Origin of the sequence: Acidovorax sp. 1608163 (assembly GCF_003669015.1) — a bacterium.
Classification (GTDB): Bacteria; Pseudomonadota; Gammaproteobacteria; order Burkholderiales; family Burkholderiaceae_C; genus Acidovorax.
The window spans coordinates 3,025,701-3,042,035 of sequence record NZ_CP033069.1 but is presented as its reverse complement, the minus strand read 5'-3'; the positions used below and the strand labels follow the sequence as shown (position 1 = coordinate 3,042,035).

General features: G+C 64.0%; 15 protein-coding genes and 1 riboswitch. Of the genes, 4 read left to right on the top strand and 11 right to left on the bottom strand.

Going from position 1 to position 16,335, the window contains the following annotated elements:
* Positions 1-47: 47 nt before the first annotated feature.
* Positions 48-1,010: an SDR family oxidoreductase gene (locus EAG14_RS13475; protein WP_121729171.1), complete on the top strand. Its 963-nt coding sequence runs from the start codon at positions 48-50 to the stop codon at positions 1,008-1,010.
* 36 nt (positions 1,011-1,046) lie between these two features.
* Here EAG14_RS13475 and EAG14_RS13470 read toward each other — a convergent pair whose 3' ends face one another.
* From EAG14_RS13470 to EAG14_RS13420, 11 genes are all read right to left on the bottom strand, one after another.
* Complete coding sequence (locus EAG14_RS13470) at positions 1,047-1,772, bottom strand: DUF4124 domain-containing protein (RefSeq protein WP_121729170.1); 726 nt, start codon at positions 1,770-1,772, stop codon at positions 1,047-1,049.
* A gap of 36 nt (positions 1,773-1,808) precedes the next feature.
* Positions 1,809-2,330 carry a hypothetical protein gene (locus EAG14_RS22860; RefSeq protein ID WP_162996001.1) on the bottom strand — a complete coding sequence of 174 codons (522 nt, stop codon included), beginning with the start codon at positions 2,328-2,330 and terminating at the stop codon, positions 1,809-1,811.
* Positions 2,331-2,761: 431 nt separating this feature from the next.
* Complete coding sequence (locus tag EAG14_RS13460) at positions 2,762-3,721, bottom strand: chemotaxis protein (RefSeq protein ID WP_099654962.1); 960 nt, start codon at positions 3,719-3,721, stop codon at positions 2,762-2,764.
* A 315-nt stretch (positions 3,722-4,036) separates the two neighbouring features.
* On the bottom strand, positions 4,037-4,900 hold the full coding sequence (locus EAG14_RS13455) for a fumarylacetoacetate hydrolase family protein (RefSeq protein ID WP_121729168.1): 864 nt from the start codon (positions 4,898-4,900) through the stop codon (positions 4,037-4,039).
* A 29-nt stretch (positions 4,901-4,929) separates the two neighbouring features.
* Complete coding sequence (locus EAG14_RS13450) at positions 4,930-5,688, bottom strand: SDR family oxidoreductase (protein ID WP_121729167.1); 759 nt, start codon at positions 5,686-5,688, stop codon at positions 4,930-4,932.
* Positions 5,689-5,717: 29 nt separating this feature from the next.
* Positions 5,718-6,959, bottom strand: coding sequence for an FAD-binding oxidoreductase (locus EAG14_RS13445; protein WP_240456786.1), 1,242 nt, complete (start codon positions 6,957-6,959; stop codon positions 5,718-5,720).
* Between the two features lie 239 nt (positions 6,960-7,198).
* Positions 7,199-8,479: a TRAP transporter large permease subunit gene (locus EAG14_RS13440; protein WP_121729165.1), complete on the bottom strand. Its 1,281-nt coding sequence runs from the start codon at positions 8,477-8,479 to the stop codon at positions 7,199-7,201.
* A gap of 20 nt (positions 8,480-8,499) precedes the next feature.
* Entirely contained in the window at positions 8,500-9,060 is a 561-nt protein-coding gene (locus EAG14_RS13435) for a TRAP transporter small permease (protein WP_121729164.1), read from the bottom strand.
* A gap of 60 nt (positions 9,061-9,120) precedes the next feature.
* Entirely contained in the window at positions 9,121-10,368 is a 1,248-nt protein-coding gene (locus tag EAG14_RS13430; protein WP_240456785.1) for a fumarylacetoacetate hydrolase family protein, read from the bottom strand.
* A gap of 80 nt (positions 10,369-10,448) precedes the next feature.
* Positions 10,449-12,230: an IlvD/Edd family dehydratase gene (locus EAG14_RS13425; protein ID WP_121729163.1), complete on the bottom strand. Its 1,782-nt coding sequence runs from the start codon at positions 12,228-12,230 to the stop codon at positions 10,449-10,451.
* 87 nt (positions 12,231-12,317) lie between these two features.
* Complete coding sequence (locus tag EAG14_RS13420; protein WP_121729162.1) at positions 12,318-13,331, bottom strand: TRAP transporter substrate-binding protein; 1,014 nt, start codon at positions 13,329-13,331, stop codon at positions 12,318-12,320.
* Positions 13,332-13,483: 152 nt separating this feature from the next.
* Between EAG14_RS13420 and EAG14_RS13415 the strand changes: the two genes are divergently transcribed.
* From EAG14_RS13415 to EAG14_RS13405, 3 genes are all read left to right on the top strand, one after another.
* Positions 13,484-14,452, top strand: coding sequence for a LysR family transcriptional regulator (locus EAG14_RS13415; protein ID WP_099654970.1), 969 nt, complete (start codon positions 13,484-13,486; stop codon positions 14,450-14,452).
* A gap of 180 nt (positions 14,453-14,632) precedes the next feature.
* Positions 14,633-15,115: a hypothetical protein gene (locus EAG14_RS13410; protein WP_121730473.1), complete on the top strand. Its 483-nt coding sequence runs from the start codon at positions 14,633-14,635 to the stop codon at positions 15,113-15,115.
* Positions 15,116-15,259: 144 nt separating this feature from the next.
* A riboswitch (FMN riboswitch) is annotated at positions 15,260-15,438 on the top strand.
* 202 nt (positions 15,439-15,640) lie between these two features.
* Complete coding sequence (locus tag EAG14_RS13405; protein WP_121729161.1) at positions 15,641-16,168, top strand: 6,7-dimethyl-8-ribityllumazine synthase; 528 nt, start codon at positions 15,641-15,643, stop codon at positions 16,166-16,168.
* Positions 16,169-16,335 lie beyond the last annotated feature (167 nt).

Sequence of the window (16,335 nt, the reverse complement as noted above, 5' to 3'; positions counted from 1 at the left end):
TCTGTTTGACCATTGAACTTTTTCTGCTTGTTCACCCGAAAGAAATCATGAGTACCGTGGCTTTGTCCAGTGCCCTGGGCGCCTTGCCTGCCCGTTTTCGCCGTGAGCGATTGTTGATCGTGGGCTGTGGCGATGTTGGCAGCCGTGTGGCCCGCAACTTGGCACAGGGGGCAGGGGCCGGGCGCATGCGGGTTATGGCCCTGACCTCCAGCCCAGACCGCCGCGCCGCACTGCGCCAGTTGGGGGCAACCCCGGTGCTGGGCAATCTGGACGATGCAGCGAGCTTGCGGCGCTTGGCGGGCGTTGCCACGCGGGTGTTGCATCTGGCACCACCGCCTACAGAAGGCGGAGGGCGCGATGCTTGGTGGCGCGACCCCCGCACCCAGGCCCTGGGCCGCGTGCTGCGAATGCGCCGCTTGCCCGCATCGCTGGTGTACGCATCGACCAGCGGCGTGTACGGCGACTGCGCCGGAGCGCTGGTGCGCGAGGAGCGTTTGCTGGCGCCCGCCACACCCCGTGCCCAGCGGCGGGTGGATGCCGAGGCGGCTGTGCGCCACCTGGGGCGTGCGGGCGTGCGTGCCAGCATTTTGCGCATTCCCGGCATTTATGCGCCAGACCGTGAGGGGGGCACGCCCCGGGCCCGGTTGCTCAAAGGCACACCCGTGCTGGAGGCCGCTGATGATGTCTTCACCAACCACATCCATGCCGATGACTTGGCCCGGGCCTGCATGGCGGCGCTGTGGCGAGGGCGTGCCCAGCGGGTGTACAACGTGAGCGACGGGCACCACCTGCGAATGGGTGACTATTTTGATTTGGCTGCGGACCTGTGCGGGCTACCCCGCCCACCCCGCATTGCGCGCAGCGCGGCCAAGGAGCAACTGCCGCTGGTGCTGCTGAGCTTTATGAGCGAATCGCGCCGCCTGGACAACCAGCGCATGGTGCAGGAGCTGGGCTTGCGGCTGCAGTTTCCGGATGTTGCAACGGGGTTGTCAGCACGCCCCGCCGCGTGAGGTCACATATCGAGGGGCCTGGATGCTATGGGGCTGTCAGCAGGGGGCCTGCCCGCCTTTGGATTTGCACACGCCACCGTTGCCGGGGAACTGACCTGGGCCTGACCGTGGGTAACGCGCCCCGGTGCTGTCGATGCAGTAGAAGTTGCTGCAGGTCGTCAGGTAAGGCTGCTGGGGTGCCGGAGCCGGCGTGGGGTAGGCCGGGCGTCGCTGCGGAGTGACCACGACGCGGGGTTGGGCGGCCCTGGCGCGCTCTAGCTCTGCATAGCCTTGCGGCCCCAGGCAGTCCAGGTCCATTTGCCGTTGTGCCGCTTCAATGCGCATCTCCTGGTCGTAGTTGGAGCGAGACAGGCCGGTCGACACCAGCTCCAGGTTCCTGCGCGATTTGGCGCATTCGGGTGAGCTGGCGTAGTCTTTGGGCAAGGGGGCTGCTGCGGCGGCCCGTGCGGCGCGCAGGCGCTCTTGTTCCACCTCGCGCTGGCTTTGCGCACTGGCTGCTGCGCTTTCGGCTTGCTGCCGCTGTTGTTTGAGCTCTAACGCCCGTTCGGCAGAGCGTCGCTCCTGCTCAATTTCCTCCGCTGTGCGTTTGGCTTCCACCTCGTGGGCAGCGGCACCCGTCGCGCACTTTCCGTCGGTGTAGGTGACTTGTCCGGTCTTGGCGTCGGTGCAGCGAATGACTTGGCTGAACGCGGGCAGGGCACTGCAGGCACAAAGTACCACTGCGGCGGGCCATTTCCACAGGGGCTTCAGGCGGTAAGGCATGGCATTGTTCCGGGTTGGAGTGGGCGGCGCAGGCGGTCAGCGGTTTGTCGGGTCTGAAGGCCTGGAGCCTCGGCCGCGATTGTCGTCGGCAGACTGGCCTTGGCTTGGTGGCCGGGCATCGCGCCAGACCCTGTCCGGGCTTTGTGCTGGCGGTGGGGGTGGCGGCTGAACGCGTTCAGGGGGGCGTCCCCGCTGGGCTTCTCTGTCGTGGCGCTCTCTGTCTTCCCGGTCTCTGCGGTCGCGATCGGCTCGGTCTCTGTCGCGGGCGTTGTCTCGATCACGGCCATTGTCTCTGTCGCGCCAACGGTCATTGGCCGCAGGCGGGTGGTTCCAGCCCCGGCGGTCATCGTCGTAGGGGCGTCCATAGTAAACGGGAGGGGGTGGTGCCACCGGGTAGGGACGAATCAGCGGGGGCTGGTTGTAGATGTACACCGGTTGGGGTTGGTACACCGGGTAGTAGGGGGCCTCGTAATAGGGGTCTCCCGGCACGGTGGTGCAGGCGGCCAGCCCTGCACACAGCGCAAAAGCACCTGCGAATCGGCTGATGGATGGTTTCATGGGTGGATCCCTTTGGGGCAGGCTGCGTGCCCCGTGTGCCTGAGTCTAGGCCGCGACTGGTGCGATGGCTTGCAGTGGCGGTGTATCACACCATGACGCCTGGGGCCCCGTTTTGGTTGACGGGGCTGCGGTTTTGAGCGCACCGAGCCTTCCAGCTGTGCGGTAGAGGCAGTCAGCGCCATGCCGTAGGGACGCTGTCGTGAGCGACAGCCCTGTCCGTGTCGGGGGGGAAAGCACGCACCCAAGCGGGTTTGATGCGGCTCACCGAACTTCCCTGGCGTTGTCGTCCCGTCTTGTCGTACTGCTTGTACTACCTTCGACGGGGCACCTGACCAGGGCCCACTCTTCACCCGGGTCCACAAGCTGCGAATGCTTGTGGTTGGACGGCAGTGTCGATCCGTCCCCAGCATTGCCGGGGACGGGAAACGTCATCAGCGGGGGAGAACGCGCCGAATGGTTTCGGCCAAGTCTTCGGCCACAAACTTGGCGACGTAGCCGTCCGCGCCCACGCTGCGGACGTGGTCTTCGTTGGCTGATCCAGACAGCGAGGAGTGAATCACCACGGGCAGGCCGCTAAAGCGAGCGTCTTGCTTGATGTTGCGGGTGAGGGTGAACCCGTCCATCTCGGGCATTTCCAGGTCGGTTAGCACCATGGCCACACGGTCTGTAACAGACTTGCCCTCGGCTTCTGCGGCCTTGGCAATGGCATTGAGCCGGTCCCAGGCTTCTTTGCCGGACTTGACCATCTCGTACGGTGCTTGGAGGACCTTCAGTTCCTGCTCGATGAGTGAGCGGGCCACGAAGGAGTCATCTGCTGCGAGGATGATGGTGCCAGGCTTGAGTTTGAGCTTGGCGCCCACTTTCTCTTCCGTGACTTCGTGGCCGTCGGAGGGCGAGACCATTTGCAAAATGGCTTCCACATCCAGCACCTGGGCCAGGCGGGACTCATCGGTGTTGCCATCCAGGCGTGCAATGCTGGTGACCAGCTTGCCTGCGGCGCCACTGGTCTCGGCCGACAGCACTTGCTTCCAGTCGAGGCGAACGATGTCCTCCACCGATTCGACCGCAAAGGCTTGCGTGGTGCGCGCGTATTCAGTCACCAACATGATGTTGAGCCCCGTTTGGGGCTTGCAGCCCACGATGGAGGGCAAGTCCAGCACCGGGATCACTTGGCCGCGCAGGTTGACCACTCCCAACGAATGGGCGGTGGTTCCGGCGATGGGCGTGATGCTGGGCATGGCCACGATCTCGCGGATCTTGAACACATTGATCCCGAACAGCTCTGATTTGCCCAGCGCACTGTCAATACCCAGTCGGAACAACAGCAGCTCGAACTTGTTCGTGCTGGTGAGGTTGGTCCGTTCGTCGATTTCTTGCTGAACTGCTTTCATGGTCGGTGTCCTTCGCGCTGATACGCACGTTTACAAATTCTAGAAGCAGTTCGGGGTGCGTTGGGGGGGAAATTTTCAGGCTTAACCCCAATAACCTGCGTTTGGCTGGTGCCGCCCCTGTATCTCGGGGGCTGCAAGGCCGTGGCAGCAGTCCTGAAAATGCTCGTCAATGCGTAAGGGCGTAGCGTTTACGCATCATTTTGCGCAGTTTCCGCTCTCGACCCCCTGCGCGGCAGGGGCAAAAGCCCTTGCGCGCAGACCGGTTCGATGCGCCCAACGCCGGTATCAGCGCTGGGCTATCACGCGGCGGGGGGCTCAGCCATCAATGAGCTGAGGGTCCCAGGCGAAAACCGTCTGGCGTTGGTCGCCCAGCTTTTCGATGCCGAGGGTCATGACATCGCCAGGCTTCAAAAACTGGGGTGCGGGCTTTTTGCCCATGCCCACACCCGGCGGGGTGCCTGTGGTGATGAGGTCTCCGGGCTCCAGGGTCATGAAGCGGCTGAGGTAGCTGACGAGCTGAGCCACCGTAAAAATCATGGTGCGGGTGCTGCCGGTTTGCTGGCGCTCGCCATTCACGTCCAGCCACATCGCCAGGTTTTGCGGATCGCCAACTTCCTCTGCGCTGACCAACCAAGGGCCAATGGGGCCAAAGGTGTCGCAGCCCTTGCCCTTGTCCCAGGTGCCACCGCGTTCGAGCTGGTACTCGCGCTCGGAAATATCGTTGATGGTGCAGTAGCCCGCCACATGCTTCAACGCATCGGCTTCGCTCACGTAGCGCGCACGGGTGCCGATGACGACGCCCAGCTCCACTTCCCAGTCGGTCTTGACGGAGCCCTGCGGCAGTACCACCGCGTGGTTGCAGCCCACGGCGCAATCCACGGTTTTGGTGAAAACGATGGGTTCTTGCGGGATGGGCATGTTGGCCTCGGCGGCGTGGTCTGCATAGTTCAGGCCAATGGCAATGAATTTGCGCATGCCTGTCCAGGGCACGGCCAGGCGACCGGGCTCCACCACCGGCAGGGTGGATGCGTCCAGACTGGCCAGCGCCGCCATGCCGGTGGGTGACAAATTACTGGGGCCGATGTCCGGCAGTACGGCGCTAAGGTCGCGCACCGTGCCATCGGTGTGCAGCAGGGCGGGCTTCTCTTGCCCCTTGGGGCCGTGGCGCAATAGTTTCATTCCATGTCTCCTTGTTAATTCAATTCCATTTAATTGGACCAACCGCCGTCGATGATTTGGGTGGTGCCTGTGGTGAAGGACGATTCATCGCTGGCGAGGTACACGGCCAGCGCGGCAATTTCTTCGGCGCGCCCCAGGCGGCCCATGGGCTGGCGTTCGACAAATCCGGACTCTACCTGCGCCAAGCTTTGGCCTGTGGCGAGGGCCTGGGCATTGATGCGCTCTTGCAGCGAGGGTGACAGCACGGTGCCTGGGCAAATGGCGTTGCAGCGAATGCCTTGGGCCACAAAGTCGGCGGCCACGGACTTGGTCAGGCCGACGATGGCCGCCTTGGTGGTGCCGTAGACAAACCGGTTGGGTGCCCCTTTGATGCTGCCTGCGACCGACGCCACGTTGATGATGGAGCCGCCACCTTGGGCCAGCATCCCGGGCAAAAAGGCCTTGATGGTGCGAAATTGCGAGCGCACGTTCAGCTCGAACGCAAAAGCCCATTCGTCTTCGGTGCAGTCCAGCACGCTGCCTGCGTGCACAAACCCGGCGCCGTTGAACAGCACCTGGATGGGACCCGCAGACTGCGCCACCGCTGCGATGGCCAGTGGGTCGGTGACATCCAAGGTGTGCACTGTGCAGCCAATGCCGTCCTGGAGCGTGGCGAGCGCCTGGGCATTGATATCGGTGGCGATCACGCGTGCGCCCTGGGCTGCAAAAGCGACGGCGGTGGCGCGGCCTATGCCTTGGCCTGCAGCGGTGACAAAAGCGGTTTTGTTGGCAAGTCGAAGTGTGGTCATGGCGTGGTGGTGCGAGCGGTGGATAAGAGTCAAAGAACCTTGCCGGGGTTGAGCAGCGCCTTGGGGTCGATGGCGTTCTTGATGAGCCGCATCAGCGCGATCTCTTCGGGGGCTCGTGCGTGCCCCAGCCACTCGCGTTTGAGGGTGCCGATGCCATGCTCTGCAGAGACCGTGCCGCCGTACTCTCGCACCAGGCCATACACCAGGGCATTGACCTGGTCTTTGGGCTGTGGGTCGGCTGCGGGCTGGTACACGATGATGTGCAGGTTGCCGTCACCAATGTGGCCATAGAACAGCGATTGCACCCCCGGGAACTGCGCTTGCAGGGCTTGCCTGCAGCGGCTGGCGTATTCGTCCATGCGTGCCACGGGCAGCCCCACATCAAAGGCCAGGTGGTGAGGCCACACAGGGTGCAGTTCGCCACTGGCGTCGCGGATGCGCCAGAACGCCTTGCCATCGGCCAGCGACTGTGCCAACGCAGCATTGGGCACGGCGCCTGTCTCCATCAGTCCCTCCAGCCAGCGCTCAAAGCGTGGCGCGTCTTGCACCGGGTCGGTGCCCAGGGCTTCCACCAGCACATAGGCCCCGTAGTTGGTCTCGTCTCCTGGGAACGGGTTGCGCACCCCAGGCGCGTGGCGCATGGCAAATTGCCAGTAGTCAGGCCACATGACCTCAAAGGCCGATAGCAGTGGCCCCAGGTTCTGGCGGGCGGAGTTCAGCAGCGCCAGCACATCGGCATAGCTGCGCAGCGCGCAGACGGCCACCATGGTCGAGGCAGGCTGTGGAAACAGCTTGAGCACCACGCGGGTAATGATGCCCAGCGTGCCCTCGCTGCCGATGAACAGGTGTTTGAGGTCAAACCCCGCATTGTTCTTGATCATCTTGTTGAGGCAGGTCACCACGGTGCCGTCGGGCAGCACCACTTCAATGCCCAGCACCATCTCGCGGGCCATGCCGTAGCGGATCACCCGGTTGCCCCCCGCATTGGTGGCCAGGTTGCCGCCAATGGCACACGAGCCGCGTGCCCCCAGGTCCAGCGGGCAGAAAAATCCGGCAGCGGTGGCGGCCTGCTGAATGGCTTCCAGCGGCGTCCCTGCCAGCACCGTCATGGTGGCTGCAGCGGCATCCAGCTCCTCTATGCCGACGAGGCGCTCCAAGGACAAAGCCACCTGGCCAGGCGCTGCACGGGCACCACCGCACAGCCCGGTCATTCCGCCCTGGGGCACCACAGGCACGCCGTGGGCGTGGCAGATGCGCAAAGCGGTTGCCACGCCCGCCGTGTCGGCAGGGCGCACCACCGCCAGCGGCGGGCTGGCCTGCAGGCCGCTGTAATCGTTGTGGTTGCGCTCGGGGATGTCTGCCCCCAGAGCACGGCGGATGGACCCAAGGCCGTCAGCAATGTCTCTAGCGGCAGACGGGTCTCGGTCGCGTGGTGCAAGGTGTTCGATTCCATGTGGGGCTCCGAAGAGAGGCCGTGTGAGGTAGACGGTAGGTCGTGGTGTGCAAACGCCTAGCCCGTGAACCAGCGCATAGGCACCAGCACGATGGCGGGGAACAGCACCATCAGAAACATCACTGCGAACTGGGCCGCCATGAAGGGGATGACGCCCCGGGTGACCTCGTCCATCCGCATCTTTCCCACCCCAGCCACCACGTTCAGCACGGTGCCCACGGGGGGGGTGATCAGCCCGATGGCGTTGTTGATGATGAACAGCACACCGAAATACACGGGGTCGATGCCTGCGGCCTTCACCACCGGCATCAGCACTGGCGTCATGATCAGGATCGTGGGCGTCATGTCCATGGCGGTGCCCACGGCCATCACCAGCAGCATGATGGCGATCATGAGCAGGGTGGGGCTGTCCATGAAAGGGCGCAGCAGGTCAATCAGCTGCCGGGGGATGTCGGCCACGGTGATGAGCCAGGCGCTCACCATGGCTGCAGCCACCAGGAACATGATCACCGCCGTAGTCTTGGCAGCGCTCACAAAAACGGCCGTGAGCTCGCGCCAGTGCAGTTCTCGGTAGACCAGGGTGGCCACCAGCAGGGCGTACACCGCCGCCACGGCCGCTGCCTCGGTAGGGGTGAACACGCCCATCTTCAGGCCCACGATCACGATCACGGGCAGAAATAGCGCCCAGGTGGATTCCTTGAGCGCTTGGAGTTTCTCTGCGGTGGATGCTTTGGGCGGCGGCGTAATGTTCTCGCGCTGCGATACCCAATACCAGGCCACGGCAATGGCCAGCCCCATCATCAAGCCGGGCACGATGCCCGCCAGAAACAGCTTGCTGATCGACACGTTGGCGGCCACGCCAAACACCACGAACCCGATGGACGGTGGAATGACGGGCGCAATGATGCCCGCCGAGGCAATCAGCCCCCCGGCGCGCGCCTTGTCGTGTCCGGCCTTTACCATCATGGGCAGCAGCAGGGCCGCCAGCGCTGCCGTGTCGGCCACGGCAGAGCCCGACAGTGCGGCCAGCATGCAGGCCGCCAAAATGGCCACAAACCCCAGCCCGCCACGCTTGTGCCCCACCAGCGTCAGCGCAAGCTTGACGATGCGCTGGGACAAGCCGCCCACGTTCATGATCTCGCCCGCCAGCATGAAGAACGGCACCGCCAGCAGCGGAAACGAGTCTGCGCCGTTGATGACGTTCTGCGCCAGGATCTGCGCGTCAAACAGGTCCAGGTGCCACATCAGTGCCGCACCAGACACCAGCAGAGCGTAGGCGATGGGCACGCCAATGGCCATGGCCGCCAGCAGGGAGCCAAGGAAGATGAAAACAGTCATGGGTAGGTCTCCTGGGCGGATTACTTGTGGGGTGCGCCGGTGCGATCAAGGTGCAGGTCTTCGACCGAGGCCAGGTCTTCCGATTCGGTGACTTGCACCAGCTCGTCGTCTCTGATCTGGCCCGACAGAAGGCGCCAGAGGTCCATCAGCAGCAAGAGGCCGGACGCCACGGCAAACACCACGCCTGACGCGTAGAAGATGGCCATGGAGGCACCCGTCACCGGCGCTTCCACATCCAGGTTGATGCGCGCCTGGGCCAGGGCCCCACTGAACAGCAGCCAGGTGCAAAACAGCATCAGTCCGTAGCTGGCCACCAGGCAGATGCGCTGGCCAATGGGCGGTAGCTTGGTGAGCAGCATGTCGGTGCCCAGGTGGCCATGCTCGCGCACCGCCACGATGGCCCCGAGGAACGTGATCCAAACAAACAGCCAGCGCGACAGCTCCTCGCTGACCGAAATGCCGGAGTTGAAGGCGTAGCGCAATACCACGTTGCCAAACACCAGCAGCACCATCACCGCAAGGGCCAGGGCGATCAGCAGGTTGATGCAGCGGCAGCACCGGTCAATGAAAGAGGTCAGCATGGGGATGTCTCCGTGATGGCGGGGCCATTCATTTTTAGGAAGTCGGTACTTTGGGCCGTGTCACAAATCGGCGTTGCGTAGCAGGCCGCGCTGTGCCAGGTTGTTGATAAAGGCGCGCAGACCGAACTGCCAGGGCGCAGCCGTCTCGCTGTGCGTCACGCGGTTGTGCAGGCCGCCCAGCCATGCACTCTGGATGGTGACCACATCGCCCAGCTTGTGCGTGAAGCCGCTGCCGGGTTGGTCGCGGTCTTCAATGGGCGCAAACAGCGTGCCGAGGAACAGCATGAAACCGTCGGGGTACTGGTGTGCCGCCAGCGTCTGCGCCACCAGATCGGCCGGGTCGCGGCTGATGCTGGCCATGGTGTTGATGCCACGCAGCTCAAAGCCGTCCGCCCCGGCCACGCGCAAGTGCACGGTTTCGTTGCGCACTTGGTCCAGGCCAAAGCCCTCATCGAACAGGCGGATGAATGGCCCCAATGCGCACGATGCGTTGTTGTCCTTGGCCTTGCCCAGCAGCAGTGCGCTGCGGCCTTCGATGTCGCGCAGGTTCACATCGTTGCCCAGCGTGGCGCCAACGATGTCGCCGCGTCCATTCACCGCCAGCACCACCTCGGGCTCGGGGTTGTTCCAGGCCGAATCGGCGCGGATGCCGATGTCCTGGCCGCAGCCCACCGAGGCCAGCACGGGCGCCTTGGTGAACACCTCGGCATCGGGGCCAATGCCCACCTCCAGGTACTGTGACCACAGGCCTTTTTCCTGCAGCAGCGCTTTCAGCGCCATGGCTTGGGGCGAGCCGGGGCAGATGTCGGCCAGGCTTTCGCCAATCAGTCCGATCACCTGGCTTCTGAGCCCTTGTGCGCGGTTGGCGTCGCCCCGGGCCTGTTCCTCAATCACCCGCTCAATCAGGCTCGCGGCAAAGGTGACGCCAGCGGCTTTGACCACCTGCAGATCGCAGGGGGCCAGCAGCCAGGGCGCGCTAGCGTTGCGCTGGCCAGGCAGGCTGTTCTGAATGAGGTCCTCCACACTGCACAGCCACTGGCCCGGCGTGTCTTGCACCGCCTGTGCGGGCTGGGCTTGGTCCAGCAGGGTGCTCATGGTGGGGAAGTGTTCGGTCAGGTCGAACACACCTTCGGGCCGCAGGGCGACCACGGCGGGCCCGGGGATGGCTCCGGGGGCCCACACACGGCCCACCAAGGTGCCTTGCAGGCCGTCTGTGGGCAGCACTTGCGCAATGGAGGGACTCGGGTGGGCTGGTGTAGGGGCGTGTTTGTCCGCACCGGCCGTTGTGGCCGCTGTTGTGGTGGTCATGGAATGTCCTTTACGGTGTCAAGTTGCAGCTTGTGCAGTGCACGCCATGGTTGGCGTGGTTGCGCTGTGCAGTGCCGGGCTCAGTGGTTATGGCGTGGGGTGTTTTCAGAGATGCGCTGGAACTGCAGCGCGAAGTCCAGCGTCGCGCCGTCCACCAGTTGGCCCGTCTTTTCGCGGTAGAGCGCCTCCCACGGAGACTGGCTCTTGGGGATAGGGGGCGCGGGCAGCTCGCGGCGGCGGCGTGCGATCTCTTCGGGCGCCACCAGCGCATCGCAGCGGCCCGTGTTCAGGTCGATGCGGATGGTGTCGCCGCTTTGCAGCCAGCTCAGGCCTCCGCCCACAGCACTCTCTGGCGACACGTTCAGGATGGATGGGCTGTCTGCCGTGCCCGATTGCCTACCATCGCCCAGGGTGGGCAGGGTGTTGATGCCGCGCTGGATCAGTGCATCGGGCGGTTGCATGTTGACCACCTCGGCCGATCCTGGCCAGCCAATGGGCCCCGCGCCGCGCATCACCAGGATGCAGCCTTCGTCGATGTTCAGTGCCGGGTCGTTGATGCGGGCGTGGTAGTCGTCTGCGCCCTCAAACACCACGGCGCGTGCTTCAAAAGTGCCCTCCTGCCCTGGGCGGCTCAGGTAGCGGGCGCGGAAGGCCTCGGAGATCACCGAGGTCTTCAAAATGCCAAAGTCAAACAGGTTGCCGCTGAGCACCAGGAAGCCGGCCTTTTGCAGCAACGGCCGATCAAATGGGCGAATCACCTCGCGGTCGCGGGTTTCGCGGCCTTGCAGGTTGTCGCCCACTGTGCGGCCCGTCACGCTGGCGCAGTCGTTGTGCAGGCGCCCGGCTTGCTGCAACTCCCACATCAGCGCGGGCACCCCACCAGCGCGGAAAAAGCGCTCGCCCAGAAACTGGCCTGCGGGCTGCATGTTCAGCAGCAAGGGCAGGTCGTAGGCATGCTCGGTCCAGTCCTTGGCCTCCAGCACCACGCCCGCGTGGCGCGCCATGGCCATGATGTGTACCTGCGCGTTGCTCGAACCCCCGGCCACGCTCACCACCGACAGCGCATTGAGAAAGCTCTCGCGCGTCAGGATGCGCGAAGGGCGCAGGTCTTCATAGGCCATCTCGACAATGCGGCGCCCGGTCTCATAGGCCATCTGGCCCCGCTCTCGGTAAGGCGCCGGAATGGCCGCGCAGCCGGGCAGCGACAGGCCCAGGGCTTCGGCCACGGCGTTCATGGTCGATGCCGTGCCCATGGTGTTGCAGTGCCCGGCAGAGGGGGCGCTGCTGCAGGCGCGCTGCAAAAATTCCTCTTCGTCAATCTCCCCAGCGGCCAACTGACGGCGGCTGCGCCAGATGACGGTGCCTGAGCCCACCAACTCGCCGTTGTGCCAGCCGTCCAGCATGGGGCCGCCGGAGAGCACGATGGCCGGAATGTCCACCGTGCTGGCCGCCATCACGCCCGCAGGGGTGGTCTTGTCGCAGCCTGTGGTCAGTACCACGGCATCAATGGGGTAGCCGTACAGCGTCTCCACCAGGCCCAGGTAGGCCAGGTTGCGGTCCAGCGCCGCCGTGGGGCGACGGCAGTTCTCAAAGATGGGATGCACAGGGAATTCCATGGGAATGCCCCCTGCGTCGCGGATGCCCTCGCGCACGCGGCGCGCCAGGTCGACGTGGATGCGGTTGCAAGGCGACAGGTCACTGCCCGTTTGTGCAATGCCAATGATGGGCCGGCCTGAGCGCAGTTCTTCGGGCGTGAGCCCGTAGTTCATGAACCGCTCCAGGTACAGCGCGGTCATGTCCGAGCGCTCGGGGTCGGCAAACCAGTCGCGAGAGCGAAAGGGGCGGCGAGGTGTTTTTTGCATGGGGCTACCAGTGGCGCAGGTATGAGGAGTTGGTGGCGTTGGCCCACGCGCGGTATCACGCCGCGCGGTGCCAGTGGTGATACTGGTTTACTTGGTGGGAGTGGCGCGTGCTTTGGCCAGTTCGCCCATCAGTTCGCTGGTCGTTGCCTCTCCAAACTCACGCCCGTATTTGGTCAACACTGGCTGCAGTTTGGTGCGCAGCTTGGCCTGCTCGGCGGTGGGCAGCTCGGTGATCTGCATGCCTGCCTTCTTCAGTTCGCCCAGCGCAGTTTCGCTGAAGGCGCGGATGGTCTTGCGCTCAAACAACGTGGCTTCGCGTGCCGCTTCCTGCACGATCTTCTGTTCTTCGGCTGATAAACCGTCCCAGGTCTTTTTGGACATCAATAGCACCCAGGCGCTGTACATGTGGCGCGAGAGCACCAAGTGCTTTTGCACTTCGTAGAACTTGCTGGCCAAGATGGTGGCAGGTGGGTTTTCCTGTCCGTCCACAGCAGACTGCTCCATGGCGGTGTACAGCTCGGTGAACGGCATGGGCGTGGCATTGGTGCCCAGGGCGTTGAAGGTGTCCAGAAACAAGGGGCTCTGGATTACGCGCAGTTTTAGGCCTGCCAGATCATCCGCTTTGTTGATAGGGCGGCGAGAGTTGGTCACGTGGCGAAAGCCGTTCTCCCAGTAGCCCAGGCCGACCAGGCCCTTTTCGTGCAGCATGGCCAGCAGCTTCTGGCCAAAGGGGCCGTCCAGCACGGCGTCTGCTTCTTGCTCGTTGTTGAAGGTCAGGGGCAGGTTCAGCACGCCAAAGGGCTTGATCAGCGACATCAGCGTGGAGGAGTCCGGCACCGTCATCTCCAGCGTGCCGCCGCGCAAGGCCGATGTCATGCTCACGTCGTTGCCCAGCGAGCCGCTGGCAAACAGTTTGGCGTTCATCTTGCCGCCGCTCTTGGCGGCCAGTTTTTCGGCAAAGTGCTTGACGGCCAGTGCCTGGGGGTGGTCTTCGCTCAGGCCGATGCCCACCTTGAACACATGCTCTTTGATTTGCGCGGACACCGGGGCGGCCAAAGCGGCCAGCACGGTGGCGGCCAGGGCGAGGGATTTGAACTTCATGTTTGTCTCCGTTGGTATGGCTGTGTCGCGGCAGGTGTGCCGCCCACGCCCTGCGGTTCCTTTGTAGGCCCGTCAGTGACGCAGGCCGAAGGGTAGGTCTGGCCCCAGCGTGGGTCTACTGAATTTTTTGCTACGATCCATTCCAAATGGTTATGGGTACAGACGTTTTTCCGGGTAAACCCTTGTCTTTGGCGCAGGCCTGTGCGCGGCTGCGGTTTCGGCATTTGCAGTTTCTGGACATCCTCGGGCGTACCCGCAACCTGCGTTTGACGGCCGAGCAGATGCACGTCACCCAGCCTGCGGCCACCAAGATCCTGATGGACATCGAGGAGATCCTGGAGGCGCGTTTGTTTGACCGCTTGTCGCGCGGCATGCGGCCTAACGAGCTGGGGCTTTTTACCCTGCGCTATGCCAGCGCTGTGCTCGACGGCCAGCGCCAGTTTGTGGACGAATTCAATGCCCTCAAGCAAGGCGGGCATGGCCACTTGTCGATTGGCGCCATCACCGGCTCCGCAGCCCATTTGCTGGTGGCGTCGGTGGCTGAAATCCAGCGCCTGCGGCCTTTGCTGGTGCTCAAAATTCTGGAGCAGAGCAGCGACCAGCTGGTGGTGTGGCTGGCCGAACGAAAGATCGACCTGATGATCGGCCGCTTCACGGACGAGGCGCAGCGCAGCCAGTTCCATTACGAGCGCCTGTCTGCCGAGCCACTGCAGGTGGTGGCCGGGCTGCACCACCCTTTGCGCGGCACGGTGGACCTGGCCTTGACCGAGCTGGCCCACTGGCCCTGGATTCTGTACCCCGCCTCTACCGCCGTGCGCAAGGTGTCGGACGATATCTTTGGCAGCGCTGGCCTGGCACCCACCTCGGGTGTGGTCGAGACGCCTTCTTTTTTGTTTGCGCTAGAGCTGATGCACACCACCGACATGCTGTCGTTGCAGCCCGCCGCGCTGGTCGAAAAATACGTGAACAAAGGCCTGTTGGCCCGCATCCCGGTAGAGCTGCCAGACCGCATGCCCGACTATGGCCTGATCACCCGGCTGGGCGAGCCGCCGACACCGGCCGCGCAGGCCTTCATGGACGTTCTGCGCGAGGCGGCCAGCCGTCCAATGGACGGTTTTTGATCGCCCCGATCAATAACGAACAGTTATTGAAAAACAGGTCGATGGCTGCAGGCAAGGGCTGTGCTTCACGGTGCAATGGCCCTGTTCGGTGGCTCTGAATCGCAGCTTTCAGTGCAAGGTGCCCTGAGCCGTTATGCTCTGCGCCCCTCCTTCGCCTCCTTGGCCTTTTTCGCCCCGCCCATGCAAGACACCCACGACACGACCGACGCTGTTCAGGAACCACGCCTTTGGAGCGACGGCCGCTGGACGGCGCGTGTCATCAAAAACGAAGACGACGACGGCTGGGCCGTGGCGATGACGCTGCGAGGCGAGGCCGAGCCCGCCCTGGTGGGGCCCTGGACCATGGGGCGCGACAAGAAGAACCCCAAGCCCCTGGATGTGTCGGCCTTCAACACCCTGGTTAAAACCGCCAGCGAGGTGATTCGCCGCCACGAGCAGCAGTTGCATGCCCAGCTCAACAAGAGCGTGCACGTCACCGTGCAAGGCCAGCGCCTGCGCGTGGCCCTGGCCATCGTGCCGGACGAAGAGGGCGCCACGGCCACTCTGAGCGCGCAGGACGAACTGGGCGAAGAACTGGGGCGCGTGCGTGTGCCGCCCACCTTCAAGCTCACGGTTGCCAGTGCCGCCGCTTGGGCCGAGGGCGGCTTTGAGCGGCCCCGGTGAGTCATGTGCAGCAGCGCTTGACCACGCAGCCCTGAAAAATCGCACTGCCAGAGTGGGCAACGTGGGCAAAGCGATCGATGGCAACGGCATGGCTGGGTGGGCCTAGAATCGCCTGCGCCGGGCTTGGAGCCTTTTCACGCCCGGTAGCGTTCTCAGGGCGGGGTGAAATTCCCCACCGGCGGTATCTGTGGCCTGACAAGGTTGCAGGAGCCCGCGAGCGCCTGCAGGGCCGTTCCTCCTTCTGGAAGAACCACCCCGCAGGGTCAGCAGATCTGGTGCGATGCCAGAGCCGACGGTCACAGTCCGGATGAAAGAGATCGCGAAGCCATGGGCCTCCCGTTCAGTGGGGTGCCCGTGTGTGGCGCTGCGCGTGTGGCTGCGGTTGGCTTGCTGTGCTTGTTGGGGCAGGGCGGGTGGGCCGCGCAATGCGCGTGGGGTTGCACGCGGGTGCCTTGTGTTGCACGGGTGCCCCTGTTCGCGCGCGCCCTGATTCTGGTAGCCCTTTCTTCGCAACGAGATAAGTCCATGAATCAGTCCTTCCATTCCCATGCCGCAGCCGCCAACGCCGAGTTGGGCCGCACCAGCGCAGTGCCCCGCAACGAGCGCGTGGCCATTCTCTGCGCCAACTGGCATCGGGACATCGTTCACCAGGCCCGCGATGCTGCGGTGGCCGAGTTCGCTCGCAGTGGCTTGTCGCCCAGCCAGGTGGTGCACTACGAGGTGCCTGGAGCCTTCGAGATACCGCTGCTGGCCAAAAAGCTGGCGCGCAGCGGGCGCTACGACGCCATCGTGGCTTGCGCGCTGGTGGTGAACGGTGGCATCTACCGCCACGAGTTTGTGACCTCTGCCGTGATCGACGGGATGATGCGTGTGCAACTGGACACCGACGTGCCCGTGCTGTCTGCCGTACTCACCCCCCGCGACTTTCACGAGCACGAGGACCACCTGCGCTTTTACCGCGAGCACTTCGTGAAGAAGGGCGTTGAAGTGGCCCAGGCCTGCCTGGCCACGCTGGACAACCTGGGCGCCGTGGTGGAGCCAGGCCGCGAGTAATTGGTTTGCTATTAAAAATATAGCTGTTAGCGCTTGTATATAAAGCGCTAGGCTGTGTTTTTATATAGATAGGGCGGGCCCCGCCTCAAGCTCGCGACAGGGCATGGCTGGCTATTGCAAACCGCCTTGATGTCTGTCAAATCGCTGCGAGCCCTGCGCGCAAGAAT

Coding starts and splice junctions, on each gene's coding strand:
- EAG14_RS13410 (WP_121730473.1), top strand. CDS start 14,633: ATGCAAGACACCCACGACACGACCGACGCTGTTCAGGAACCACGCCTT.
- EAG14_RS13420 (WP_121729162.1), bottom strand. CDS start 13,331: ATGAAGTTCAAATCCCTCGCCCTGGCCGCCACCGTGCTGGCCGCTTTG.
- EAG14_RS13405 (WP_121729161.1), top strand. CDS start 15,641: ATGAATCAGTCCTTCCATTCCCATGCCGCAGCCGCCAACGCCGAGTTG.
- EAG14_RS13430 (WP_240456785.1), bottom strand. CDS start 10,368: ATGACCACCACAACAGCGGCCACAACGGCCGGTGCGGACAAACACGCC.
- EAG14_RS13440 (WP_121729165.1), bottom strand. CDS start 8,479: ATGACTGTTTTCATCTTCCTTGGCTCCCTGCTGGCGGCCATGGCCATT.
- EAG14_RS13475 (WP_121729171.1), top strand. CDS start 48: ATGAGTACCGTGGCTTTGTCCAGTGCCCTGGGCGCCTTGCCTGCCCGT.
- EAG14_RS13460 (WP_099654962.1), bottom strand. CDS start 3,721: ATGAAAGCAGTTCAGCAAGAAATCGACGAACGGACCAACCTCACCAGC.
- EAG14_RS13455 (WP_121729168.1), bottom strand. CDS start 4,900: ATGAAACTATTGCGCCACGGCCCCAAGGGGCAAGAGAAGCCCGCCCTG.
- EAG14_RS13450 (WP_121729167.1), bottom strand. CDS start 5,688: ATGACCACACTTCGACTTGCCAACAAAACCGCTTTTGTCACCGCTGCA.
- EAG14_RS13425 (WP_121729163.1), bottom strand. CDS start 12,230: ATGCAAAAAACACCTCGCCGCCCCTTTCGCTCTCGCGACTGGTTTGCC.
- EAG14_RS22860 (WP_162996001.1), bottom strand. CDS start 2,330: ATGAAACCATCCATCAGCCGATTCGCAGGTGCTTTTGCGCTGTGTGCA.
- EAG14_RS13470 (WP_121729170.1), bottom strand. CDS start 1,772: ATGCCTTACCGCCTGAAGCCCCTGTGGAAATGGCCCGCCGCAGTGGTA.
- EAG14_RS13435 (WP_121729164.1), bottom strand. CDS start 9,060: ATGCTGACCTCTTTCATTGACCGGTGCTGCCGCTGCATCAACCTGCTG.
- EAG14_RS13415 (WP_099654970.1), top strand. CDS start 13,484: ATGGGTACAGACGTTTTTCCGGGTAAACCCTTGTCTTTGGCGCAGGCC.